The following is a 24,636-nucleotide window of genomic DNA, read 5'->3' on the forward strand; positions in this document are numbered from 1 at the left end:
GATCATTCCAATCCTCTGCCATCAGGCCGCGATGTCGCAACAGATTTTCCGCTCGCTCACGGATTTCGGCTTTTCCGCCCCCCAGCTCCAGATCCTGCGGGAACGGCTGGCTGTGCCGCAATTCGTTTACTTCTCCGGCCCGGCCGGTGGCGGCAAGACCAAGGCTGCCCTGATGGTGGCCTGGACCTATTTCCAGGCTCTGAACCGCCCTCTGCGCATCGATGGCCAGGACATGACCACCGATCAGATTCGCCAGGCCGCCAAGGAGCATAACGCCGGCATCCTGTTCAACGACATGGCATCGGTGCACGATTACATGAAAGCTGGCTATTGCCTGGATTGTCGCATGATCGCCCTGGGAATCGCCTTCGACGGACCGGCCATCGCGGCCCAGGCCCATGCCTATCTGCTGGCCTATTTGCCCGGCCTGGCGATCCGCAACGACGTCACGGTGATTGCCGTCGGCCCGGGCAACGAAGAGACCGGCTTTTCCGCCTACAGCGTCGATTTCTACGTCGGCTGAATGCCCGCGTATGCCTGTGCCAAGTTGCCGCAGGCATTGATCTTAAGGCGGATTCGTTTGATCTCGATCAACGCCGGCTGACCCTCGATTGTCATGATGCGGCCGCGATGTCCCTCCCCGGACGCGCAGGACAAGTACCGTCCGGGTATGGCGGTGCGGACAAATGACAATGGAGCGCATGATGCGTATCGGAAACACTTTCGCAGCGGCAGCAGGCGCAGCCCTTCTGCTGTTCGGCATGATCCCCACGGAAGCTTTCGCCCAGGACGGCAAGTCCGCCGGCGACATCATGGTGCGCGGCCGCATCATCGGCCTGCTGCCCGATGAAGATTCCACGGTGACCGTCATCGGCGGCAGCGTCGATGCCAGCAACGCCTTCACCGGCGAATTGGATTTCTCGTATTTCTTCACCGACAATATCGCGGCCGAACTGATCGCCGCCACCACCAAGCACAAGATGCAGGTCGATCACGGCAGCAGCGGCGATGTGGGCCTGGGCAATGTGTGGCTGCTGCCGCCGACGCTCACCCTGCAGTATCACTTCATGCCGAAGCAGGCCTTCAGCCCCTATATCGGCGCCGGCGCCACCTATGCGGTCTTCTACAACGAGAAGGTTGCCAGCGGTCTGCGCAGCGTCGATTACGACAATGCCTGGGGCGTCGCCCTGCAGGCGGGCTTCGACTACAAGATCGCCGGCAACTGGTACTTCAATGCCGACGTGAAGAAAATCTTCCTGAACACCGACGTCAAGGTGGTCACCAATGCCGGCACCGTGATCAACGCGGATGTCGATCTCGACCCCTGGGTGGTCGGCGTCGGCGTCGGCTACAAGTTCTGATCAGGCATCCGGGCCCGAGCGATCGGGCCCGGTCCGCCCTCGGGCCGTATCCGGCGGTTCATCCACCCTCGCCGTCCGGACTGCGCCCCGCCGCCTCCGCCTCCTGGCGGGGGCGTTTTTTTGCCTGCCGGCCCGCTTGACCCTCCCGGCCCGGTCCGCATCATGGGCGGCCCGAATTCGCCCAGCCGGCAGGATCAGCCATGACCATCCATCCCGAATTGCAGCGCCTGCGCGACAGCATCGACAATATCGATGCCGCCCTGATCCATTTGCTGGCCGAGCGTTTCAAATGCACCCAGGCGGTGGGGCGATTGAAGGCGGCCGAGAAACTGCCCCCGGCCGACCCCGCCCGCGAGGCGCGCCAGATCGCCCGTCTGCGCCAACTGGCCGAAACCGCCAAGCTGGACCCGGATTTTGCGGAAAAATTCCTCGCCTTCATCGTGCGCGAGGTGATCCATCATCACGAGGCCATTGCCGAACAGGCAAAGGCGGCGCGCTAGACGGCCGGCCTATATCCGGCCCATGAGCAATAGAACGATCACGATGATCAGCAGGATGCCGATGCCGCCGCTGGGGTAATAGCCCCAGCCGCTGCTATATGGCCAGGTCGGCGCCGCGCCGATCAGCAGGATGATCAGGATGATCAGGAGTATGGTGCCAAGACCCATGCCTCGATCCTTTCGGATTTGAGAGTGACAGGCACAGCCGGCGGGTTTATTGCCCGCCGGCCGCTCCCGGTTTCACGCGCGGCGGTTTCTACTTCACCACAAGGTCGTTGCGCACGCTGCGCACGCCCTGCACGTTGCGGGCGATCTGCTCGGCCCGCGTCTTGGCCTGGGCGGTATCGACGAAGCCGCTGAGCTGCACGACATCCCGGAAGGTCTCGACGCTGATCTGGCCGGCCTTGGTGACCGGATCCTTGATCAGCTCGGCTTTCACCTTCGTGGTGATGGCGGCCGAGTCGATATACTCGCCGGTCGATTCCCGGGTCGACGTGGACGAACAGGCCGCAACGGCCCCGCCCAGCATCATCACCACAACGGCACTACGGGCGATGGTGGAAAATGTAGTCATGTTTATAACCCTCGTTCCTGTCTGCGCGTTCCCTGCGGAACGCCGTCAGAACCAGAAACGCGGGCAGCCGGAGTTGGTTCCCGGCCCCAGTCGCCGATCAGACGAAGAAGTCGGGGATCAGGTCGGTTTCCGAGGTGCCCGGGTGGCGATAGCGGGCGAGATCCGTCAGCCCGGCACCGCGCAAAACCTCGTCATCGATGAAGAAATTGCCGGTGCAGTCACGCGACGGGCGGGTCAGGATCACATGGGCAGCATCGGCCATGATCTCGACCTTGCGGCATTTCTTGCGCAGTTCCGGCCCGGTGATCACGTTCATCGCATCGGTATCGATGGCGGTGCGCGGCCACAGCGCGTTCACCGCCACGCCCTTTTTGCGGAATTCGCCGGCCATGCCCAGCACACACATGCTCATGCCGAACTTGGCCATCGTGTAGGCGACATGCGGACTGAACCAGCGTTCTTCCATGTTCAGCGGCGGCGACAGGTTCAGGATATGCGGGTTCTCCGCCTTCAGTAAATACGGCAGGCATTTCTGGCTGCACAGATAGGTGCCGCGCGTGTTGATCTGGTGCATCAGGTCGTAACGCTTCATCGGCGTTTCCAGCGTGCCGGTCAGCAAGATGGCCGAAGCATTGTTGACCAGGATGTCGAGGCCGCCGAAAGTCTCGACGGTTTTCTGCACGGCAGCTTCCACCACCGCTTCCTCGCGCACATCGACCACGATGGGCAGCGCCCGGCCGCCGGCCTGCTCGATGGCTTCGGCCGCCGTGTAGATCGTGCCGGCCAGCTTGGGATGCGGCTCGGTGGTCTTGGCGGCGATGGCGATGTTGGCACCGTCCTTGGCGGCACGCAGCGCGATCGCCAGTCCGATGCCGCGGCTGGCGCCGGTGATGAACAGGGTCTTGCCCTTCAGCGACCCGGTCTTGATGACTTCGGTCATGATGCCCTCCCGTTTTTCTTGTTTATTGCGCCGCCTGATCCACGCTGTCGCAACGCTGGAACTCGTATACGCCTTGCGCATTCAGCCGCCGTAGCACCAGGCCCTCGCGCATCAGGTGATGCAGATGCGCCAGGGCCTCGCCGGCGGCGAGCGTCATGTGATCGCTGATGTCGCGCCGGAACAGCAGCGGCAGGGTCTCGATCACCGTATGCGGCCGCTCCAGCGCATTCAGCAGGGCATCCAGCCGCGTGGCGTGATGCCGCTGCAGCATGGCGATGCGCTGATGCAGGCCGATGAACGGATCGCCATGGGCCGGCAGCACCAGGATGTCGCGCGGCAGGTGGCTGAATTTGGCAAACGAGTCGAGATACTGCGTCAGGGGCCCAGCCTCCGGTTCGCCGGGATAGACCCCGATATGCGGCGAGATGCGCGGCAGCACCTGGTCGCCGGAAATCAGCACGTCCAGCGATGGGCAATACAGGCAGGCATGTTCCGGCGAATGGCCGCTGCCGACGATCACCTGCCAGTCATGGGCGCCGATGCGGACGATGTCGCCCTCGGCTATGCGATGGAAACCACGCGGAATCGGCGTCACGGCCTTGGCGAAATTGCCAAAGCCGCGCGCCCTGATCGCGTCCAGCTGCACCGCATTGAACCCAAGCCGTTCGTAGAAGGCGATCACCTCGGCCGGCACCTCGGGCAGCCGTTCCAGCTCCAGCATGCGGCCGAAGCTCCATTCCCCCAGCGTCATCCACAGCGGCGCGGCGAATTTCTGCTGCAGCCAGCCGGCTAACCCGAGGTGATCGGGATGGAAATGGGTGCACAGGATGCGGGTGATCGGCTTGCCGTTGAGGTGCCTGGCGAATACGTCTTCCCAGATCGCCTGCAGCTTGGACGACCGAACGCCGGTATCCACCAGCGTCCAGCCCTCGCCGTCTTCCAGCAGCCACAGATTGATGTAGTCCAGGCCCGGGATCGGAATCGGCATGCGCAGCCACAACACGCCCGGCCGCATCTGCATCACCGCGCCATCATCCGGCCGGCCGCCATTCGGTTCCTTGGCAAAAGGATATTTCAGGCTGGCGCCGCTATCTGGGGTCGGCGTGCCATCGATCATCGGAATGGAATCGTCTGCGGGATCTGCCAAGGTTGGCCTGCGGGGCTGGAGTTTTTGTTATGTGGGATAACTGTAGTTTCCCGTTGACGTAAGCGTCAATCCGGCGAAGTCCAGCATGTTGGCATGAAAAAGGCCGGCACCTTGCGGCTCCGGCCTTAATCCCCGCCTGACGCAGCGGAAGTTGCGGTTTAGGCGCGCAGCAATTCCGGCGTCACTTCGGCCAGCGCCACACTGCCTTCGGTGGCGGAGCGGCACAGGCCATCCACCGTGGACAGCACCTGTTCGGCAAACAGCCGCGCCGACACGATCTTGGCGGTGAAATACGGATCGGTGGAGCCACCCGCGATCTCGGCCTTCGCCGCCAGCGCCTGCCGCGCCAGCAGCCAGCCGCCCACCGTGGTGGCAAAGCCGCGCAGGAAGGGCGTGGCGCCAGCCAGCGCCGCATTGGGATCCTTGGCCAGTTGCTGGCCCATCCACAGCGAAGCCTTGCCCAGCGACTTCAATGCCGCATCCAGGTTGGCCTGGATGCTGACAAAACCTTCCCCGGCCTTGGCCAACTCGGCCACCGTGCCGCCGATTTCGGCGAACAATGCCTTCACCGTCTCGCCGCCATTCAGCGGCAGTTTGCGCGTAACCAGGTCGATGGCCTGGATGCCGTTGGTGCCTTCGTAGATCGGCAGGATGCGGGCATCGCGGTAATGCTGGGCGGCGCCGGTTTCCTCGATGAAGCCCATGCCGCCATGCAGCTGCACGCCCATGGATGCCACTTCGCAGCCAACATCCGTGGCCCAGGCCTTCGACAGCGGCGTGAACAATTCCACCATTGCCTTCCAGTGCTTGCGCTGCGCATCGTCGGGGTGATGGTGCGCGCGGTCGATGGCGGCGGCATTCAGGTAGATCAGGCCGCGGCAGGCTTCGGTCAGGCTGCGCATCAGCATCAGCGTGCGGCGCACATCCGGATGCTCGATGATCGCCACATGCTGCTCGGCATTCATGCCGGGATGGCGGCCCTGACGGCGCTGCTCGGCGTAATCCAGCGCCTGCTGATAGGCGCGTTCGGCGATCGCCAGGCCCTGGCAGCCCACGGACAGGCGCGCATTGTTCATCATGGTGAACATGCAGCGCATGCCCTGGTTCTCGGCACCCAGCAGCCAGCCGACGCACTCGTCATTGTCGCCATAGCTCATCACGCAGGTCGGGCTGGCATGGATGCCCAGCTTGTGTTCCAGCGACACGACGCGCAGATCGTTGCGCTTGCCCGGGTTGCCGTTGGCGTCGGGAATGAATTTCGGCACGATGAACAGCGAGATGCCCTTGGTGCCAGCCGGCGCATCGGGCAGGCGGGCTAGCACGAGATGCACGATGTTCTCGGCCATGTCGTGTTCGCCATAGGTGATGAAGATCTTCATCCCCTTGATCTTGTAGGTGCCGTCGCCCACCGGTACGGCCTTGGATTTCAGCGCGCCCACATCCGAACCCGCCTGCGGCTCGGTCAGGTTCATCGAGCCGGTCCACTGGCCCGACACCATCTTGGGCAGGTACAGCGCCTTCTGCTCATCGGTGCCATGCGCCATGATCGCGTCGATGGCGCCCTGGGTCAGCAAAGGGCAGAGCGAAAACGAAAGATTGGCCGCCTGCACCATTTCCTGCGCCGCCATGGTCAGCGCCCAGGGCATGCCGCCGCCGCCGAGTTCCTCGGAGAACGGCATGCCGTTCCAGCCGCCATCGACGAATTTCTTGTAGGCATCGGCAAAACCCGGCGCGGTGCGCACCACGCCGTTATCCAGCTTGGCGCCTTCCTTGTCGCCGCCGCGGTTGAGCGGGGAGAGCACGCCGGCAGCGAATTTCGCCGCCTCTTCCAGTACGGCGCCAGCGGTTTCGCCCTCGGCATTCTCCAGGCCGGGCAGGGTGGCCAGTTCGGCCAGACCGGCAATCTGCTCCAGGGTGAAACGCATATCCTTGAGGGGGGCGGCGTATTCCATCTCGGTCTCCCTTGAACCGCGCGACTATACAGTGACGCGCTGCATAATATGGTCTGGAACGCCTAGCAAGGCCAATGCCCGCCGGCGTAAACTTGGGCCATGGTTGACGTAACGATTTCAGAGGCCGCCGAGAAGTTGAAATCCGGCGAGGTGGTCGCTTTCGCCACCGAAACCGTCTACGGGCTGGGCGCCGACGCCACCAACCCGGCGGCAGTGGCGAAAATCTATGCTGCCAAGGGCCGGCCGGATTTCAATCCATTGATCTGCCACATCGCCGACCTGTCGCAACTGGACGGGCTGGTGACGGTCGATGCCCGCGCGCGCCGGCTGGCCGAGGCCTTCTGGCCGGGCGCATTGACGCTGGTTCTGCCTCGCCGTCCCGATTGCCCGGTGGCGCCCGCCGTCTCCGCCGGCCTGCCATCGCTGGCGCTGCGCATGCCTGCCCATCCCCAGGCGCGCGAATTGCTGCGCCTGGTCGGCCGGCCGGTCGCGGCACCCTCGGCCAACCGTTCGGGCCATGTCTCGCCCACCACGGCACAGCATGTCCGCGACAGCCTGGGAGCTGAGATCGCCGTGCTGGATGGCGGCCCCTGCCCCGTCGGCCTGGAATCCACCGTGATCGGCCTGGTCGGCCCGGAGCCGACCCTGCTGCGGCCCGGTGGCCTGGCGGCCGAGGAGATCGAGCGCGTGCTGGGCAAGCCCTTGGCCCGGCCCAAGGATGCGAAACTGGAATCGCCCGGCATGCTGCTGAAGCATTACGCACCACGCCTGCCGGTGCGGCTGGAGGCTGCCGCGCCGCTGCCGGGCAAACAGGAAGGGCTGCTCAGTTTCGGCCCGCCGCTGCCCGGCTTCGCGCGCGTTGTGCCGCTCAGCACGTCGGCCGATCTGGCCGAGGCCGCGGCCAATCTCTATGCCGGGCTGCACGCCCTCGATCATGAAACCGGCCTTGATGGCATCGCGGTGATGCCGATTCCCGGTCACGGCCTGGGCCAGGCCATCAACGACAGACTTACGCGCGCGGCGCGCGGACGCTAGAATCGCCGCCTCAATTGGGTGACTGAATGAACGCTCTCGCTCCCGATCTGCTCGATCGCTTCCGCGCCATCGTTGGCCCCAAGGGCTGGACCTCGGATCCCGACGCGCTTTCCCTCCACGTGCGCGAATGGCGCGACCTCTATGCCGGCACGACGCCGCTGGTGCTCAAGCCGGCCAACACGGCGGAAGTGGCCGCTATCGTGAAACTGGCAAACGAGACGAAGACCAAACTGGTGCCGCAGGGCGGTAATACCGGCCTGGTCGGCGGCGGCATCCCCTTTGATCGCGGCGACGAGATCGTCCTGTCGCTGCAGCGCATGAACAAAATCCGCGCCCTCGATCCATTGAACGACACCATCACGGTGGAAGCCGGCTGCATCCTGCAGAATGTGCAGCAGGCCGCGCGCGAGGCCGGGCGGCTGTTTCCGCTGTCCATCGGTTCGGAAGGCAGCTGCACCATCGGCGGCAATCTGTCCACCAATGCCGGCGGCAATGCCGTGCTGCGCTATGGCAATACCCGCGAACTGGCGATGGGCCTGGAAGTGGTGCTGGCCGACGGCCAGGTGTGGGACGGACTGCGCGGACTGCGCAAGGACAACACCGGCTATGACCTGCGCGACCTGTTCATCGGCGGCGAGGGCACATTGGGCATCATCACGGCCGCCGTGCTGAAACTGCATCCGCTGCCCAAGGCAATGGCCACCGCCTTCACGGCCATAGCCAGTCCACAGGCGGCCATCGAGTTGCTGGCCCTGGCCAAGGCCGCCACCGGCGGACAGGTGACAGGCTGCGAGATCATGCCGCGCATCGGCCTGGATTACGTGCTGCGCCACACGCCGGCCACCAGCGACCCCATCGCCGAACGCCATCCCTGGTACCTGATCCTGGAATTCTCGTCGGGCCGCGACGACGGCGCCATCGCCGAAACCATGGAGGCCGTACTGGCGGAGGGTTTCGAGAAGGGCCTGGTGCTGGATGCCGTCATCGCGCAGTCGGATGCGCAACGCGCCGCTTTCTGGAAAATCCGCGAAGCGATGTCCAGTTCGCAGAAGCCTGAAGGCGGCAGCATCAAATGCGACATCTCGGTACCGGTTTCGCAGATGCCGCTGTTCATCGAACGCGCCAGCAAGGCGGTGGAAGACCTGATCCCCGGCGTGCGCATCGTCGCCTTTGGCCATATCGGTGACGGCAACGTGCATTTCAATCCGTCCCAGCCGGTGGGCTGGAAGCCGGAAGACTTCATGGCCTACTGGGACCGGGTGCACCAGATCGTGCACGACATCGCCCACGAGATGAAGGGATCGATCTCGGCCGAACATGGCGTCGGCCGCATGAAGATCGATGAGATCACGCAATACAAGCCCGCCATCGAGATCGAGATGATGCGTCGGATCAAGCGCGCCTTCGATCCGAACAATATCCTCAACCCCGGCAAGGTCGTGCGGCCCTGACATGACCGTTCTGTTTCGCGCCTACCTGGCGATCAGCGCCGATGGATTCATTGCCCGACCTGATGGCAGCGTGGATTGGCTGCACGACTATGATCCCGCTGAATTCGGCTTTGAGAGTTTCATGGCCGGAATCGGCGGCATCGTGATGGGACGTGCCTCCTATGAAATGAGCCGCAGCTTCGGCGACGCCTGGCCCTATGCCGGCAAGGCCGTCTATGTGGTGACCGCGCAGGATTTGTCGAACCTGCCGGATGGCGCGCAAACGCGGCGGGCCGATTTTTCCGCACTGGCTAATGAACTGCGACAGACCTCGAACGGCGATGTTTGGCTGTTCGGCGGCCCGCAGCTCTGGGCCGGTTTCCTCGACATCGGCGCCATCGACCGCTTCGAGCTCTATGTCATCCCGCACATGATCGGCGAGGGCCTGCCCCTGCTGCCGCCGGGTCGGCGCGACCTGCGCCTCGAACTGGTCGAGTCCGAGGCGCTGTCCCGCGGCGTGATGAAACTGGTCTACAAGCCGCGATTATGACGCCTTGCCCAGCTGCGGATCGCGGGCGATCGCCTTTTGGGCGATGAACACCACCACGATCAACCCGATGCCGATCAGGTCGGTGATCAGGCCCGGTTTGATCAGGCAGAGCGCCGCCGCCACCAGCAAGGCCCGTTCCCACATCAATGCCGGCCGGATCAGGTAGCCATACAGGCCGGCCGCAAGGGTCAGGCAGCCGATGGATGCACTGACAGCGGCATGCAGGATGTCGGGCCAGTCCCCGATCGCCAGCAGGGCCGGCTCGTAGACGAACATGAACGGCACGATGAAGCCGGCCGCGCCGGTGCGCACTGCCGCCCAGCCCGCTTCCCATATATTCGCTTTTGCCAGACTGGCCGCGGCATACACCGCCAGAGCCACTGGTGGCGTGATCGCCGACAGGATGGCGAAATAGAAGGCGAACATATGCGCGGCGGACTCGATCACGCCCAGCTTCATGATCGCCGGCACCATCAGCGACACCATGACGATATAGGCCGGTGTCGTCGGCATGCCCATGCCAAGGATGATGCCGGCGATGGCGGTCAGCACCAGCGCCAGCAACAGGCTGTTCTGCGACAGGCCAACCACCCAGTTGGTGAAAGTGATGCCAAGGCCGGTCAACGTGATCGAACCGATCACTAGGCCGGCGCAGGCGCAGGCCAGCGCCACCGCCAGCGTGTTGCGCGCCCCATCCTGCAGGGCATCCCACACCATCTCCAGCCGCAACCCCTGCCGCGTATTGGCGCGCAGCATGGCAACCGGGAAACAGGCCAGCGTGCCGGCCAGGGCGCAGAGCGGCGCGGAATAGCCCATGAACATGCCACCCAGGATCACCGCCACCGGGATGAACAGATGGCCGCGCTCCTTCAGCACGCCGGCCATACGCGGCACTTCATGCGCCGGCAGGCCATGCAGGCCGCGCCGCTTGGCCTCGAAATGCACCGCGCCGAAACAGGCCAGGTAATAGAGCAGCGAGGGGATCAGCGCCCAGACCACCACGGTCGCGTAGGAGACCGCGAGGAACTCCGCCATCACGAAGGCCGCCGCACCCATGATCGGCGGCATGATCTGGCCGCCGGTGGAGGCAACCGATTCCACCGCCGCCGCGAAGGATGGCTTGAAACCGCTGCGTTTCATCAGTGGAATCGTGATCGGTCCATCCACCATCACATTGGCCACCGCCGAGCCGGAAATGGTGCCGAACAGCGACGACGACACCACCGCCACCTTGCCCGGACCGCCGGCCTGCCGGCCGGTCAGGGCCAGCGCGAAATCCATGAACAGCTTGCCGGTGCCGGTGCGTTCCATGAAGGCGCCGAACAGCACGAAGATCATCACATAGGCAGCCGAGACGCCGAGCGTCGATCCGAAAATGCCCTCGGTGGTCATATAGAGCTGGTCGAGCAATGTGAACGGGTCGACCTGCGTGACGAATAGGGCGTGGCCCATGAAGACCAGCGCCGTGATCGGCAGCGCCCAGCCGATCACCCGGCGCGTGCAATCCAGCACGATGACGACCAATGCGACACCGGCAACGACATCGAGCGGCTTGAGGTCATCGATATAGATGATGCGGTTGATGAAATAATCGAGATTGACGAACAGGTGGCCGAGCGCCAGCGCCCCGCCGGCGAACAGCAGGGCATCCAGCCAGACGAAGCGGCGGCGACCGGTGGCATCCTGCGCGAAAGGATAGAGCAGCAGCACGAGGGCAAGCGCGAAAGCCAGATGGATGCCGCGAAAGACCAGCGCCTGCGGCGGGCCCATGGCAATGACCCACATGTGATACAGCGCCATTGCCACGCCGATCGGGACCACCACGCGCCCCACCAATGTTCTGCTTTCCATGCTTCGCCCCCGAGCCGATCACGCCCCTCTGCGGGGGCTGCGAAAAAAAGGACCGGCGTCGCCCGTCCAAAAGCGACGCCGGCCAGTACGCCTCAAGCGTTTACTTCAGAGCGCCGACTTCGCGGTAGTATTTCGCCGCGCCCGGATGGAAGGGCACGCCGATATCCTCGGCCATGTCCTTCGCCGTCATCTTGGCCATCGCCTTGTTCACCGCGGCCAGATCGGCGATATGCGTCGCCATGGCCTTGGTGATCTCATAGACATGCGCCTCTGGCAGTTTGCAGGACGCGATGAAATGCGCCGAATAGGCGATCACCGGCACATCCTTGTCCTGCTTGGGGTAGGTGTTGGCCGGCACGACGCCCTTCACGTAGCCCTTGTTGATCTTCTTCATCTCGGCCACGTCGGCATCCGTCGCCGGCAGCAGCTTGATGTCGCGGGCAGTGGCCAGATCCATGATCGAGGCGGCCGGGATGGTGGTGCCCAGCGTGAAGACCTGGGCATGACCGTCCTTCAGCAGGGCGGCGGCATCATTGTACGAGGCCATGAAGTTGACCTTGCCCATGTCGTTATACGACAGCTTGTTGGCTTTCAGCATGTCGGCCGAGATGGCTTCCGCCGTATTGCCCTTGGTCTGCACCGCGATCGACTTGCCCTTCATGTCGGGAACCTTTTCGATCTTGGAATCCGTGGTCACCACGACCTGGAAATACTGCGGATACAGGTTGGCGACCTGGCAGACATTGGCGGCCTTTTTCTCAAACGGCGGATTGCCGTTGATCGCATCGACCGTGGAGATCGAGTTGCCAAAGCCGAAATCGGCCTTGCTTTCCTCAACACCCTTCACGTTGGCGATGCCGGCGCCCGGCAGGGTCTGGATGGTGACGCCCGTCACCGCCTTTTCGAACATTGCTTTCATGGTGCCGCCCATCGGCACCCAGACGCCGCCCTGCGGGCCGGTCATCAACTTGTAGGTCTGCGCCTGCGCGCCAGTGGAAACGAAGCCGGCAATGCCAAGGCTGAAGGCCGCAATGAACACGGCGCGGCCGATGCTGCTGTGACGCATGTTATCCTCCCGTTTATTTTTGTGGGCGGAAGTGTGCGCAGCCGATGCCGCGACGTCAAGCAAAGATCAGTCAACTGAACAGATCGAGCTGCGGTCGCGCCGCGATTTTTTCGTGTTGCAGCGCGTCATGCGGCAGCAATGCGCCATCGGCCTGGATATGAACCACACTTACACCGCGCAGCAGCAGGGCGGGCGTCACCAGATGCGTGCGATGGCAGTGTCGCGGATCGGCCTCGGCACACATCATCGCCGTTGGCCCCTGAGCGGCCCAGTCGATCAGCGCGGTAATGCCGTGCTGGAAATCCGGCTCGACGGCGCGCGGTTTGCCGCCCAGGCTTTCGCCGAACCAGCGATAGTCGATTCCCGCCCGGTCCAGCAGGGCCTGCAGCGCCGCCCGGTTGAACTGCGGCACGTAACGCGACGCCGGTTTCGAACGCAGATCGGCCAGCTGCCGGATCCCGTGCCGCCGCAGCAGATCGGCGAACCGCTCCGCCGGATGATTGGAATGGCCGATACTGTATATCTGCATCCTCTGGCCCAATTGCCCCGCCACGCCTCAGGCCGGCCAGCCTCATAAGGGCCTGGCCGGGTTTTGTGACTGCTATCACAGTTACCGGCTGGTAACCCACGCAGGATGGACGGATTTCCAGCGTATCTATATATACAGCGCGGCCGGGGAAATACGGCCCGGGCGGGGGAATATCGTGCCATGAAACGTGTAGCCAAGATCGGTCTGGCCCTGCTTGCCCTGGCGGTTGTCGCCAGCGGCGGGCTGTATCTGGCGAAAGGCCGCCAGCCCGTGAAGGCGGTCAGCACCGCCGAGCCGGCCCGTTTCGAGGGCATCGAATTCTCACCCGCCGACCTGACGGAAGCCAGAATTGCCGATTTGCGCCAGGTGGTGCGGATGAGCGGCAGCCTGCAGCCGCTGAACCAGAGCCAGGTGCGTGCCGAGGTGGCCGCCGTGGTGCAGGACGTGACCGTTCGCCGCGGCGAAAGCGTGAAGAGGGGCCAGCTTCTGGCCCGGCTGGACACCGCCGACCTGGGTGCCCGCCTGCGCGAGAAGCAGAGCAACCTGGAAAGCGCGCGCTCCGCCCTCACCCTGGCCCAGACCAACCGCGAAAAGGCCGTGACGCTGACCCAGCGCGGCGTGAAATCGCAGACCGCGCTGGACGAGGCCGAAAACAGCTGGCGCAACGCCCGCGCCAATGTGGCCGCGCTGGAACAGCAGGTCACCATGGCGCGCAAGGCGCTGAACGATGCCGCCATCTATGCCCCGCTGGACGGCCTGGTGGCCGAACGCTTCGTCAATCCGGGCGAACGCGTGGCGGTGGATGCCAAGCTGTTCGTCATCGCCGACCTCGACGTGATGGAAGTCGAGGCCCTGGTGCCGGCCCGCGACGTACCGCAGCTGAAAACCGGCCAGAAGGTGCTGCTGCATGTGGAAGGCTTCGGCGACCGCGCTTTCGACGGGCATATCGAACGCATCAACCCCACGGCGCAGAGCGGTTCGCGTTCGATCCCGGTTTACATCCTGCTCAAGAATCCTGATCTGGTGCTGCGCGGCGGCATGTTCGGCAGCGGCGAAGCCATACTGGCCGAACAGCGCAACGCCGTCGCCATCCCGGTCGAGGCCGTACGGCGCGAGAAGGATGCCGACGTCGTCTATGTGCTGAAGGACAACCGCCTGGAACGCCGCGCCGTGCAGGTGGCATTGTCAGGCACGCCCGATGGCCGCGTGGCGATTGCCGGCGGCATCTCGGCTGGCGAGACCGTTGTCGCCACCCCCGGCCTGCGCCTGGGCGACGGGCTGCCCGCCCGCATCGCCGGCCGCTGATCCGCGGCGCAGAGGGGGAGAAAACCGGCCATGTGGCTCACCCGTATCAGCGTCAACAATCCGGTCTTCGCCACCATGATGATGGCGTCGCTGCTGGTGGTGGGCCTGTTCGCCTATTTCAAGCTCAGCATCGAGCAGTTCCCCGATGTGGAATTCCCCATCGTGGTGGTCGGCACCGCCTATCCCGGCGCCACGCCGGAAAGCGTGGAAAGCGAAGTCACCCGCCCGATCGAGGATGCGGTCAATACCATCAGCGGCGTGCGCTCGCTCACCTCGCGCTCGCTGGAAGGTCGCTCGACGGTGATCATCGAATTCGAGCTGACCGTCGATGCCGTGGAAGCCGTGCAGGACGTGCGCGAAAAGATCGCGCAGGTGACGCCGAAATTCCGCGACGAGATCAAGACGCCGGAAATCACCCGTTTTTCGCCCGACAGCCAGCCGATCGCCTCGATCGCCGTGCGCACCGAGCGCCGCGACCTGCGCGAGCTGACCACGCTGGCCGACCAGGTGATCCTCAAACGCCTGCAGACCGTGCGCGGCGTCGGCCAGGCCTACATCGTCGGCGGCGTGAAGCGCCGCATCAACATCCTGCCGAATCCGGAAAAGATGCAGGCCTACGGCATCGGCATGGATCAGTTGATCAACGTGCTGAAAAGCGAGAACCAGCAGCTTCCCGTCGGCACGCTGACCCGGCCGCAGACCGAATTCGTGGTGCAGATCGAGGGTCGCGTCACCGATCCGCGCAACCTGGCCCAACTGGTGCTGGCGCGGCGCGGCGGCGCTTCGGTCACGCTGGGCGATGTCGCCACGGTGGAGGACGGCACCGAGGAGAAGGATGCCGTCGCCCTGTTCGATGGCGACCGCCTGCTGGCGATCAGCTTCATCAAGGTCCAGGGCTCGAACACGCTGGAAGTCATCACCGGCCTGAAGCAGGCCGTTAAGGATCTGCAGGCCGACCTGCCCTCCGATATCACCCTGCAGTTCATGCGCGACGACAGCCGCGCCATCCTCATCTCGGTCAACGGCGTGCAGCGCACCCTGATCGAAGGCGCCATCCTCACCGTGCTGATCGTCTTCCTGTTCCTCAATTCCTGGCGCAGCACCATCATCACCGGACTTACGCTGCCCATCGCAGTGATCGGCACGCTGGCGGCGGTTTATGCCGCCGGCTTCACGCTGAACAAGCTCACCCTCATGGCGCTGTCGCTCGCCATTGGCATCCTGATCGACGATGCCATCGTGGTACGCGAGAACATCACCCGCCATGTCGCCATGGGCAAGAGCCACCGCCAGGCGGCGCTGGACGGCACCAACGAGATCGGCCTGGCCGTGCTGGCCACCACCTTCTCCATTGTCGCCGTCTTCCTGCCGGTCGCCTTCATGGGCGGCATCATCGGGCGCTTCTTTCTGCAGTTCGGCATCACCGTCACGGTGGCGGTGCTGATCTCATTGTTCGTCAGCTTCACGCTCGACCCTATGCTGTCCAGCGTCTGGCACGATCCCGACAGCCTGCCCAACGCCAAGCGCGGACCGATCGGCCGCGCCGTGGCACAGGTCGACAGGATCATGGAACGGCTGGGCCGGATCTATCGCCATATCCTGCGCTGGAGTCTGCGCCGGCGGTGGGTTGTTCTGCTGATCGCCGTGCTCAGCCTGGTCGGCAGCGTCATGCTGGTCGGCCGGCTGGGCACCGAATTCGTGCCGGAACCCGACCTGTCGGAAATCCTGGTCGAGATCACCACCCCGCCCGGTTCGGCCATCGATTACACCGAGGCCAAGATCCGTCAGGTGCAGGATGCCCTGAAGGAATTCCCCGAGGTCGAATATTCTTTCGCCTCGATCAACGCCGGCGCCTTCGCGCGGCGCAATGTCGGCACGCTGTATGTGCGTTTCGTGCCGCTGGAGCAGCGCAAGCGTACGCCGCAGCAGATGACGCAGCCCTTCCGCGACCGCCTGGGCCAGATCGCCGGCGTCGATAACATCAACATCGGTCTGCCCAACCTGGGCGGCGGCCTGAACAAGCCGATCATGATCGCCCTGAAGGGTCAGGATATCGCCGAGCTTGACCGCCTGTCGCAGGAAGCCATGGCGATCATCCGCACCGTGCCCGGCGTGGTGGACCTTGAGTCCAGCCTGAAGGCCAACAAGCCCACCGTGGCACTGGATGTCGACCGCGCCCTGGCTGCCGATCTGGGCGTCAGCGTTGCCTCGATTGCCGCGACCTTGCGGCCGTTGCTGGCTGGCGAGGAAGCCGGCACCTGGAAGGCGCCGGATGACGAGGACTACGATGTCTTCGTACGCCTGCCGCGCGATGACCGGACCGGCCTGCCCGACCTGGAACGCATCTATGTCGCCTCCAACCAGATGAATGCCGACGGCAATCCGAAGATGATCGCCCTGGCCCAGGTGGTGCAGATCAAGCCCTCGGCCGGTTCGACGCAGATCAACCGCCGCGACCTGGCACGCGAAGTGCTGCTCACCGCCTCCACCTATAATCGCCCGGTGGGCGAGGCTGGCCGCGAGATCCAAGCAAAACTCGAACAGATGAAATTGCCGCCCGGCTACCGCTTCTGGTTCGGCGGCGCCTCGAAAGACATGAAGGAATCCGCCGGCTTCGCCGCCGCCGCCCTGCTGTTGGCCATCATCTTCATCTACCTGATCCTGGCCTCGCAATTCGGCAGCTTCCTGCAACCTTTCGCCATCATGGCTTCGCTGCCGCTGTCGCTGATCGGTGTGATCATCGGCCTGTGGCTGTGGGGATCGACGCTCAATATCTTCTCGATCATCGGCTTCATCATGCTGATGGGCCTGGTGACCAAAAACGCCATCCTGCTGATCGATTTCGTCAACCATGCCCGTCGCAGCGGCCTGGATCGCCTTGAGGCAATCCTGGAAGCCGGCGAAATCCGGCTGCGCCCGATCATGATGACCACGCTGGCGATGATCTTCGGCATGATGCCGCTGGCCCTGGCCCTGGGTGAAGGCGCCAAACAGACCTCGGCCATGGCCCATGCGGTGATCGGCGGCCTGATCTCGTCCACCATTCTCACCCTGATCGTGACTCCGGTGATCTTCACCTATCTCGACGATCTGGGTGCCTGGGTCAGCCGCCGGCTTCCGAAGGCGCCGGATCACGGACATGACGTGGCGTCAGCCGAGAAACATCCGGCCGAATAACAGCTAGATACCGCTAAATCAGGCGGCCGCCGGTTCTAAACTTGTCATATCGGTGTCTGTGCTGCTGCCCTAGATTACAGGCAGAACGCCTTATGACAGGGAGGGCTCATGTCGCAGATTCTGACCGCCACCGCCAAGGACCAGCTGACCATCCGCAGTTTCCTGGTGCGCAAGGACGACCTGCGCCAGACGCAATTCATCGACACGTCCTTCGAGCAGAACAGTCTGCAGCCGGGCCAGCTTCTGCTCAAGGTCGATAGTTTTGCCTTCACGGCCAACAACATCACCTATGCCGAACTGGGCGACCGGCTGGCCTATTGGCAATTCTATCCGGCAGCCGATCCGGCTTTCGGAATCATTCCGGTCTGGGGTTTTGCCGAGGTGATCGCCTCACGCCACCCGACCATCGCGGTGGATGAGCGCATCTTCGGCTTTCTGCCGATGGCGAGCCATGTGGTGCTGCAACCGGGCAAGGTGAGCGACGACGCCTTCACCGATGCCACGCCGCATCGCACCAGTCTGCCGCCGGCCTATAATCGGTATGGCCGCGTCACCGGCGATCCCGATTACGCGCCGGATTTCGAGGCCATGCAGTCGCTGCTGCGGCCGCTGTTCATCACGTCGTTCCTGATCGACGATTTCCTGGCCGATGAACACTTCTTCGGCGCCCAGGCGGTGATCCTGTCCTCCGCCTCGTCGAAAACCGCCTTTGCACTGGCGCACCAGTTGCACAAACGCAAGGCCGTGACGGTGATCGGCCTCACCTCGGCCGGCAATCGTACCTTTGTCGAGGGCCTGGGCTGCTACGATCAAGTTGTCACATATGGTGCCATCGCCGGCCTGCCACGACAGCCAGCGGTATATGTCGACTTCGCCGGCAGTGCCGATATCCGCCGCAGCATTCATGAGCATTTCGGCGATGATCTGAAATATTCCTGTGCCGTCGGCCTGTCACATCGCGAGATGAACCCGCCCGGCAAGGGCCTGCCCGGACCGAAGCCGGTCTTTTTCTTCGCCCCCGACCGCATCGTGAAACGCAACAAGGATTGGGGCCCCGGCGGCTTTGATCTGCGCCTGGTGGCGGCCTGGCGCGATTTCATGGGCACGGCCAAGGGCTGGCTGACGGTGCAGGCCGGTGGCCGCAGGGACGTGGAAGCCGTCTATCGCGCGACACTGGACGGCAAGGTGAAACCCCGCGAGGGGCATATCCTCAGCCTGTGGGATTGAAGAACCTGATTCCCGGGTCAGGTCCGGGCATGACGACCAGTATTTTGATGTCATGACCGGACGTGTCCCGGCCATCCATGCCTTTATGCCAGCAGTTTCGCCAGCAGGCCGTCCAGCACCGCACGGCCCTCTTTCGTCGCCACGATCTTTTCCGGCGTACGGATCAGCAGGCCCGCTTCTTCCAGCGGCGCACTGCGTTCGGGCGGCACCACGGTATCGAGATCGAGGCCACAGGCAGCGCGGAAGTTTTCCGCGTAAACCCCTTCGGTCAGGCGCAGGCCCATCATCAGCGCCTCTTCCGCGCGCTCCTGCGCCGAAACCACCGTCAAGCTGTCGCGGCCCTCGCCCTGCCGCTCCACCTGCTCCAGCCAGGCTTCCGGCTTGCGCCGGTTTTGGATCGCCTGCCAACCCTCACGGCCCCGCAGCCGCGCATGGGCACCCGGGCCAAGGCCGAGATACTGCCCGCTGCGCCAGTAGACCAGGTTGTGCCGGCTTTCCCCACCGGGGCGGGCATGATTGGAAATCTCGTAGGCCGGCAGGCCGGCCTGCTCCATGATCTCCTGCGTCAGGTCATAGAGTGCGGCCTGCGCGTCATTATCCATCGGCTTCAGCGCACCACGCGCAACCGCACCGGCGAAGCCGGTATTGGGTTCGATGGTCAGCGTGTAAAGCGAAAGATGATCGCCGGCCAAAGCCAGCGCCTCGTCCAGTTCCGCACGCCAGCTCTCTGCTGTCTGGCCCGGACGGGCATAGATGAGGTCGAAGGAATAACGCGGCACCGCTTTCCGCGCGACTTCGATGGCCCTGCGCGCTTCGCCTGCATCATGGGCGCGCCCGAGGAATTTCAGCGCGGCCTCGTCAAAGCTCTGCACGCCGATGGACAGACGGTTGATGCCGGCGGCCGCGAAATCGGCGAATTTACCGGCCTCGGCCGAATTCGGATTGGCTTCCAGCGTGATCTCGACATCCTCGGCAAAGCCCCAGTGCCAGCGCGCCGCGTCGAGAATGCCGGCAACCGTCTCCGGCGGCATCAGCGACGGCGTGCCACCGCCGAAGAAGACCGAAGTGATCTTCTCGCCGGCGCCAACCCCGGCAGCGGCGTAATGCGCCAGCTCGGCCTGATACGCGACATGCCAGCGCGCGGTGTCGATCGTCTCGCGCACATGGGAATTGAAATCGCAATAGGGACATTTCGAGACGCAGAACGGCCAATGCACGTACAGGCCGAAGCCGCGTCGCGGAGTGCCGCTGTCAGTGCCGGAAGCACGCATCGATCAATTGCCTGAAAGCCAGCGCGCGGTGGCTGATCGCATGCTTTTCCTCGGGCGGCATCTCGCCGAAGCTGCGATTGCCGAAGCCAACCTCGCTCTCTGGCAGGAACATCGGATCGTAACCGAAGCCGTAGCTGCCACGCGGCGGCCAGATCAGCCGGCCATGCACCACGCCTTCGAAGCTCTCCACATGGCCATCGGGCCAGGCGAGCGACAGCGCACAAACGAACTGGGCGCGGAAGGGCGGCTCGATGCCCTTCTCCTGCACGGCGCGCCACACCTTGTCCATGGCGTAATTGAAGTCCTTCTTCGGCCCGGCCCAGCGCGCCGAGTAAATGCCGGGTGCGCCATCCAGCGCATCGACGCTCATGCCGGAATCATCGGCCAGCGCCGGCAGGCCCGCACCACGCGCCGAGGCCAGGGCCTTCAGTTCGGCATTCGCCACGAAGGTCTCACCGGTTTCTTCCGGCTCGGGCAGACCAAGCTCGCCGGCCGACACCGCCTGCACGGCAAATGGCGCCAGCAGGTCGGCGATCTCGCGCAGCTTGCCGGCATTATGGCTGGCGATCACCAGCCGGCCGCCGTCGAAAGGACGCCGAGCCATGGCGCTTACTTTCCCAGGGTTTGGCCCAGGGCCTGACGCTGCAGGGCCATCAATTCGGTGATGCCGCTTTTGGCCAGCTTGAGCATTGCCGCGAACTGGTCTTCCGAAAAGGGATCCTTCTCGGCCGTGCCCTGCACTTCCACGATCGCTCCGGTATCGGTCAGCACGAAATTGGCATCGGCCTGCGCGGTGGAATCTTCCGCGTAATCAAGATCGAGCACCGGCTGGCCGTCGCACAGGCCGCAGCTCACCGCGCCGACCTGCCCCACCAGCGGGATCTGCGCGATGGCGCCATCCTTCACCAGCTTGGCAAAGGCGTAATGCAATGCGACCCAGGAACCGGTGATCGCCGCCGTGCGCGTACCGCCATCGGCCTGCAGCACGTCGCAATCCAGGCGAATCTGCCGTTCGCCGAAGCCAGACAGGTTGGTGACCGCGCGCAGGCTGCGGCCGACCAGACGCTGGATTTCCTGGGTGCGGCCCGACTGCTTGCCGCGCGAAGCCTCGCGTTCGGTGCGCGAATGGGTCGAGCGCGGCAGCATGCCGTATTCCGCCGTCACCCAGCCACGGCCGGTATTGCGCAGGAAGGGCGGCACCTTTTCTTCCACCGTGGCGGCGCAGAGGACATGGGTCTCGCCGAATTTCACCAGACAGGACCCTTCGGCGTATTTGGCAAAGCCCGGCTCCAGACGGATCGGACGCAACTGGTCGGCTTTGCGGCCGCTCGGACGCATGGGTATCTCCTCGCGAATAAGTCTGAAAATCGAGGGTTGTTCTAGTCGATCCGGCCAGCAGGAACAAGCCATGCTTGACAGGCCATCCCCGCAGACTAGAAGCAATCTAGCCTTTTGCACTCCAGTCGACCAGCCGCCGCCAGAAAAGCCCGGAGTAATGCGATGTCCCGCCGCCTGTTTTTGCCATCTGCCCTGCTTGCCGTCTGCTGCGTGGCCCTGCCCGCCATGGCGGCAGACGACGATCATGAGGCCCGCGGCCTCACCCATTCGATCGGCGAGCTCGACCTGACCCTGACGCTGGATGCCGGCTTCGGCCTGTTCAGCGTCGCCAATGCCCAGCACGGCCTGGGCAGCCAGGCCCTTGGCAGCAGCGAACGGGCCGGCGGCCGCGCCATGAGCGAAGGCTATCTCGCACCGGGCCTTGCCGCTGACTGGCATCTGGGCGACAGCAGCCTGTATGGCGGTTTCAAACTGGTGGGCAGCGCCACCCGCGGGCAGGGCGATGCGCAGCGCAACTCTTCCACCAGCGACCGGCCCGAAGCGCTGGACATCGAGGATGCCTACCTGGGTTGGAAATCCGGCATCACCTTCGCGCGCCTGGGCGAGGATGCCGTCGATCTCTCGCTCGGCCGCCAGCCGTTTTCCGTGGGCGACGGCTTCCTGCTGATGGATGGCACGGCGGAAGGCCAGCGCCGCGCTGCCTATGTGCTGGGACCGCGCTCCAGCTTCGATCGCACCGCCATCGTCCGGCTCAATACCGAGCCGGTACGCGCCGATATTTTCCACCTGGAGGGCAATGTCGACCAGGATTTCATGCGCGCGGGCGATGCCGCCGCCACCAGCCTGTATGGCGGCAACATCGAATGGTTCGCCTCCGGCCACAAGGATCACGGCCGTTTCGAGTATGAAGAGCGCCTGTGGTATGTCGGCCTCACCGCGCTTACGGTCTACGAGGCCGATACCGGCGTTTCCGCCAACCGCAAGGGCCTGGATGTCTATGCCCTGCGCAGCGGCGGCGCCTTGCTCAGCGGGCTGGGCGAGGGCTGGCAGGATTTCGCGCTGTATTCCGAACTGGGCCTGCAGCGGAACGGCGATACCGGTCGCAAGAGCCGTGCCCATGCCTGGTATGTCGAGCCGCAATATACACTCTCGGCCCTGCCCTGGACGCCACGCATCAGCTACCGCTATGCCCATTTCAGCGGCGATAATAATTCCAATGACGGTCGCAACACCGCCTGGGACTCGCTCTTTACCGGTGGCGGCCCCCGCGGTTTCGGCACCTGGGACCTGGGCGAGATCTACACGCGCTACACGCCCAACGGCAATTCCAACCTGAACAGCCACATGCTGCATGTGAAGCTGCAGCCCCTGGAGGAGCTTGGCCTCGGTGCGGTGCTGTACCGGCATTTCTTCGACAAGCCCGACACCGCCAACGGCGTCACCTCGGACGATCTGCTCACCGAGCTGAACGTCTATGCCGAATGGGCAACCCCCGTGAAAGGCTTGAGCGTCACCGGCCTGCTGGGCGCGGCCAAGGCCGGCGACGGCCGCCGCCAGCAACTCGGGACCTCAGACGCCACTGACCGCACCACGTATCTGGGCCAGGTGGTGTTCGGTTACTCGTTCTAGGCTGCGGCCGGTCCCGAATCCGGCGACGCGGCGGCAGGGAACCGCTCGATCATGGCGCGTGCGATCTCGCGCTCGCCCATGATTACTGTCGTCGCGCCATGGCCCGTGAGGTGATCGACTTCGGCATCGGCATGGGCACGGGCGATGATATCCAGCGCCGGATTGATCCCGCGCGCCACCTGCACCACGGCACCAGCCTCGAACACATTCGGGATGGCGAGGATCAGCTGCCGCGCCTGCGCCAGATTCGCAGCGGCCAGCACATCCGCGCGGGTGGCGTTGCCGGCCAGCACTTCAACGCCCTGCTCACGTAAATCCTTCACCCGCTTGTCGACATCCTCGATGACGAGGAATGGAATTCCACGGTCGCGCAGAGCCGTGCCGACCAGGCTACCGACCCGGCCGTAACCGATCAGCACCACATGGTCGCGCAGCGCGGTAGGCTGCGGGGTGGTCTCGGGATCGGGCACGGCGGCGGAAGCCTGTCCGCTGGGCTCAGGCACGGCCTGCCCGGCATCCTGCCCGCTCAGCCGCCGCTCCAGCCGCGGTTTCAGCCATTCAATGCCGGCGAAGGCCAGCGGGTTAAGCAGGATCGACAGGATGGCGCCGACCAGGATCAGGTCGCGGCCTTCCGGAGGCAGCAGTTTCATTTCCACGCCCAGCGCGGCGAGGATGAAGGAGAATTCGCCAATCTGCGCCAGGCTGGCCGAGATCAGCAGCGCGGTGTTCAGCGGGTGGCGGAAGGCCAGCACGATCAGGAAGGCGGCCAGAGACTTGCCGATCACGATGATGAACACCGTGGCCAGCACCGGCAGCGGATCGCGCAGCAGGATCGCCGGATCGAACAGCATGCCGACCGAGACGAAGAACAACACGGCGAAGGCGTCGCGCAGCGGCAGCGATTCATTGGCCGCTTCGTGGCTGAGCGGGGATTCGCTCATCACCATGCCGGCGAAGAAGGCGCCCAGCGCAAACGACACGCCAAACAGCTTGGCCGCGCCGAAGGCCACGCCGAGTGCGATCGCCAGCACGGCCAGCCGGAACAGCTCGCGCGAGCCGGTATGCACCACGTAATGCAGCACCCAGGGAATCAGCCGCCGGCCAACCACCAGCATCAGCGCCACGAAAGCCACCACCTTGCCCAGGGTGATCGCCAGCGTGATCAGGATTTCCCGGCTGGGCAGCCCGCCCTGCAGCGACGGGTCCTCGCCCTGCCCCACCACGCCGCCCAGCGCCGGCAGCAGCACCAGCGCCAGCACCATGGCAAGATCCTCCACGATCAGCCAGCCGACGGCGATGCGGCCGCGCTCGGTTTCGATCAGGCGGCGTTCCTGCAGGGCACGCAGCAGCACGACCGTCGAGGCAACCGACAGGGCCAGACCAAAGATGAAGCCGCCACCCAGCGGCCAGCCCATCGCCCATGAAAGGCCCAGTCCCATCAGGGTTGCCACCGCGATCTGGCCCACCGCGCCGGGGATGGCGATGGCCTTCACCGACAGCAGGTCCTTCAGCGAGAAATGCAGCCCGACGCCGAACATCAGCAGGATCACGCCGATCTCGGCCAGCTCGTTGGCCAGCGCCTGGTCGGCGACGAAGCCGGGGGTGAACGGCCCGACCAGCACGCCGGCCAGCAGATAACCCACCAGCGGAGATACCCGCAGCCGATTGGCAACCGCGCCAAAAACAAACGCGAGCACAAGGCCCATGACGATGGTGGCAATCAGCGGCGTCTGATGGGGCATCCGTCGGGGTAT

The 24,636-nt window shown here is 64.4% G+C and carries 22 protein-coding genes; 10 read left to right on the forward strand and 12 right to left on the reverse strand.

Annotation, left to right across the window (positions count from 1 at the left end; translation table 11 throughout):
* Window positions 1–31: 31 nt before the first annotated feature.
* The 3 genes from ACE3OO_RS04165 to ACE3OO_RS04175 all read left to right on the forward strand — a co-directional run bounded on the left by ACE3OO_RS04165 (window position 32) and on the right by ACE3OO_RS04175 (window position 1,861).
* Window positions 32–523 (forward strand): hypothetical protein, encoded by a 492-nt coding sequence (locus tag ACE3OO_RS04165; RefSeq protein ID WP_374300032.1) that lies wholly within the window; start codon window positions 32–34, stop codon window positions 521–523.
* 178 nt (window positions 524–701) lie between these two features.
* Window positions 702–1,361, forward strand: a complete 660-nt coding sequence (locus tag ACE3OO_RS04170; protein WP_374300034.1) for an OmpW family protein — start codon at window positions 702–704, stop codon at window positions 1,359–1,361.
* 200 nt (window positions 1,362–1,561) lie between these two features.
* Window positions 1,562–1,861 carry a chorismate mutase gene (locus tag ACE3OO_RS04175; protein WP_374300037.1) on the forward strand — a complete coding sequence of 100 codons (300 nt, stop codon included), beginning with the start codon at window positions 1,562–1,564 and terminating at the stop codon, window positions 1,859–1,861.
* Between the two features lie 9 nt (window positions 1,862–1,870).
* On the opposite strand, the gene ACE3OO_RS04180 is transcribed toward ACE3OO_RS04175, so the two are convergent.
* The 5 genes from ACE3OO_RS04180 to ACE3OO_RS04200 form a co-directional block, all read right to left on the reverse strand.
* A complete protein-coding gene (locus ACE3OO_RS04180) occupies window positions 1,871–2,029 on the reverse strand; it encodes a DUF3309 family protein (RefSeq protein WP_374300039.1) in 159 nt (52 codons plus the stop codon).
* Between the two features lie 88 nt (window positions 2,030–2,117).
* Entirely contained in the window at window positions 2,118–2,435 is a 318-nt protein-coding gene (locus ACE3OO_RS04185; RefSeq protein WP_374300041.1) for a BON domain-containing protein, read from the reverse strand.
* 97 nt (window positions 2,436–2,532) lie between these two features.
* A complete protein-coding gene (locus ACE3OO_RS04190; protein ID WP_374300043.1) occupies window positions 2,533–3,375 on the reverse strand; it encodes an SDR family oxidoreductase in 843 nt (280 codons plus the stop codon).
* Window positions 3,376–3,397: 22 nt separating this feature from the next.
* Window positions 3,398–4,522 (reverse strand): MBL fold metallo-hydrolase, encoded by a 1,125-nt coding sequence (locus ACE3OO_RS04195; RefSeq protein WP_374300045.1) that lies wholly within the window; start codon window positions 4,520–4,522, stop codon window positions 3,398–3,400.
* A gap of 158 nt (window positions 4,523–4,680) precedes the next feature.
* A complete protein-coding gene (locus ACE3OO_RS04200) occupies window positions 4,681–6,474 on the reverse strand; it encodes an acyl-CoA dehydrogenase (RefSeq protein ID WP_374300048.1) in 1,794 nt (597 codons plus the stop codon).
* Window positions 6,475–6,573: 99 nt separating this feature from the next.
* On the opposite strand from ACE3OO_RS04200, the gene ACE3OO_RS04205 reads away from it, so the two are divergent.
* The 3 genes from ACE3OO_RS04205 to ACE3OO_RS04215 are packed head-to-tail and all read left to right on the forward strand — an operon-like array spanning window position 6,574 to window position 9,489.
* Window positions 6,574–7,509 carry an L-threonylcarbamoyladenylate synthase gene (locus tag ACE3OO_RS04205; protein ID WP_374300050.1) on the forward strand — a complete coding sequence of 312 codons (936 nt, stop codon included), beginning with the start codon at window positions 6,574–6,576 and terminating at the stop codon, window positions 7,507–7,509.
* 26 nt (window positions 7,510–7,535) lie between these two features.
* Window positions 7,536–8,960, forward strand: coding sequence for an FAD-binding oxidoreductase (locus ACE3OO_RS04210; protein WP_374300052.1), 1,425 nt, complete (start codon window positions 7,536–7,538; stop codon window positions 8,958–8,960).
* Window position 8,961: 1 nt separating this feature from the next.
* Entirely contained in the window at window positions 8,962–9,489 is a 528-nt protein-coding gene (locus ACE3OO_RS04215) for a dihydrofolate reductase family protein (RefSeq protein WP_374300054.1), read from the forward strand.
* Here the strand turns inward: ACE3OO_RS04215 and ACE3OO_RS04220 are convergent.
* The 3 genes from ACE3OO_RS04220 to ACE3OO_RS04230 form a co-directional block, all read right to left on the reverse strand.
* Window positions 9,484–11,340 carry a TRAP transporter permease gene (locus tag ACE3OO_RS04220; RefSeq protein WP_374300056.1) on the reverse strand — a complete coding sequence of 619 codons (1,857 nt, stop codon included), beginning with the start codon at window positions 11,338–11,340 and terminating at the stop codon, window positions 9,484–9,486. The genes ACE3OO_RS04215 and ACE3OO_RS04220 overlap by 6 nt on opposite strands.
* Before the next feature lie 100 nt (window positions 11,341–11,440).
* Window positions 11,441–12,406: a TAXI family TRAP transporter solute-binding subunit gene (locus ACE3OO_RS04225; protein ID WP_374300058.1), complete on the reverse strand. Its 966-nt coding sequence runs from the start codon at window positions 12,404–12,406 to the stop codon at window positions 11,441–11,443.
* Window positions 12,407–12,476: 70 nt separating this feature from the next.
* Window positions 12,477–12,935, reverse strand: a complete 459-nt coding sequence (locus tag ACE3OO_RS04230) for a DUF488 family protein (protein ID WP_374300060.1) — start codon at window positions 12,933–12,935, stop codon at window positions 12,477–12,479.
* 180 nt (window positions 12,936–13,115) lie between these two features.
* On the opposite strand from ACE3OO_RS04230, the gene ACE3OO_RS04235 reads away from it, so the two are divergent.
* From ACE3OO_RS04235 to ACE3OO_RS04245, 3 genes are all read left to right on the forward strand, one after another.
* Complete coding sequence (locus ACE3OO_RS04235) at window positions 13,116–14,240, forward strand: efflux RND transporter periplasmic adaptor subunit (protein WP_374300062.1); 1,125 nt, start codon at window positions 13,116–13,118, stop codon at window positions 14,238–14,240.
* 30 nt (window positions 14,241–14,270) lie between these two features.
* The gene (locus ACE3OO_RS04240) at window positions 14,271–17,417 is read left to right on the forward strand and encodes an efflux RND transporter permease subunit (RefSeq protein ID WP_374300064.1); all 3,147 of its coding nucleotides are present in this window, start codon (window positions 14,271–14,273) and stop codon (window positions 17,415–17,417) included.
* 108 nt (window positions 17,418–17,525) lie between these two features.
* Window positions 17,526–18,644 carry a DUF2855 family protein gene (locus ACE3OO_RS04245; protein ID WP_374300067.1) on the forward strand — a complete coding sequence of 373 codons (1,119 nt, stop codon included), beginning with the start codon at window positions 17,526–17,528 and terminating at the stop codon, window positions 18,642–18,644.
* 83 nt (window positions 18,645–18,727) lie between these two features.
* Here the strand turns inward: ACE3OO_RS04245 and hemW are convergent, their stop codons facing one another.
* The 3 genes from hemW to rph are packed head-to-tail and all read right to left on the reverse strand — an operon-like array spanning window position 18,728 to window position 21,253.
* Window positions 18,728–19,915 (reverse strand): radical SAM family heme chaperone HemW, encoded by a 1,188-nt coding sequence (gene hemW / locus ACE3OO_RS04250; RefSeq protein ID WP_374300069.1) that lies wholly within the window; start codon window positions 19,913–19,915, stop codon window positions 18,728–18,730.
* Window positions 19,896–20,519 carry an RdgB/HAM1 family non-canonical purine NTP pyrophosphatase gene (gene rdgB / locus ACE3OO_RS04255; RefSeq protein ID WP_374300071.1) on the reverse strand — a complete coding sequence of 208 codons (624 nt, stop codon included), beginning with the start codon at window positions 20,517–20,519 and terminating at the stop codon, window positions 19,896–19,898. The genes hemW and rdgB overlap by 20 nt, the downstream gene beginning before the upstream one ends.
* Window positions 20,520–20,524: 5 nt before the next feature.
* Window positions 20,525–21,253, reverse strand: a complete 729-nt coding sequence (rph, locus tag ACE3OO_RS04260; RefSeq protein ID WP_374300073.1) for a ribonuclease PH — start codon at window positions 21,251–21,253, stop codon at window positions 20,525–20,527.
* Between the two features lie 162 nt (window positions 21,254–21,415).
* Here rph and ACE3OO_RS04265 point away from each other — a divergent pair, with 162 nt between their 5' ends.
* Window positions 21,416–22,882: an alginate export family protein gene (locus ACE3OO_RS04265; protein WP_374300075.1), complete on the forward strand. Its 1,467-nt coding sequence runs from the start codon at window positions 21,416–21,418 to the stop codon at window positions 22,880–22,882.
* Here ACE3OO_RS04265 and ybaL read toward each other — a convergent pair.
* A complete protein-coding gene (gene ybaL / locus ACE3OO_RS04270; protein ID WP_374300077.1) occupies window positions 22,879–24,624 on the reverse strand; it encodes a YbaL family putative K(+) efflux transporter in 1,746 nt (581 codons plus the stop codon). The two genes, ACE3OO_RS04265 and ybaL, sit on opposite strands and share 4 nt — an antisense overlap.
* Between the last annotated feature and the right edge of the window lie 12 nt (window positions 24,625–24,636).

Source organism: Ferrovibrio sp. (assembly GCF_041906005.1).
GTDB lineage: Bacteria > Pseudomonadota > Alphaproteobacteria > Ferrovibrionales > Ferrovibrionaceae > Ferrovibrio.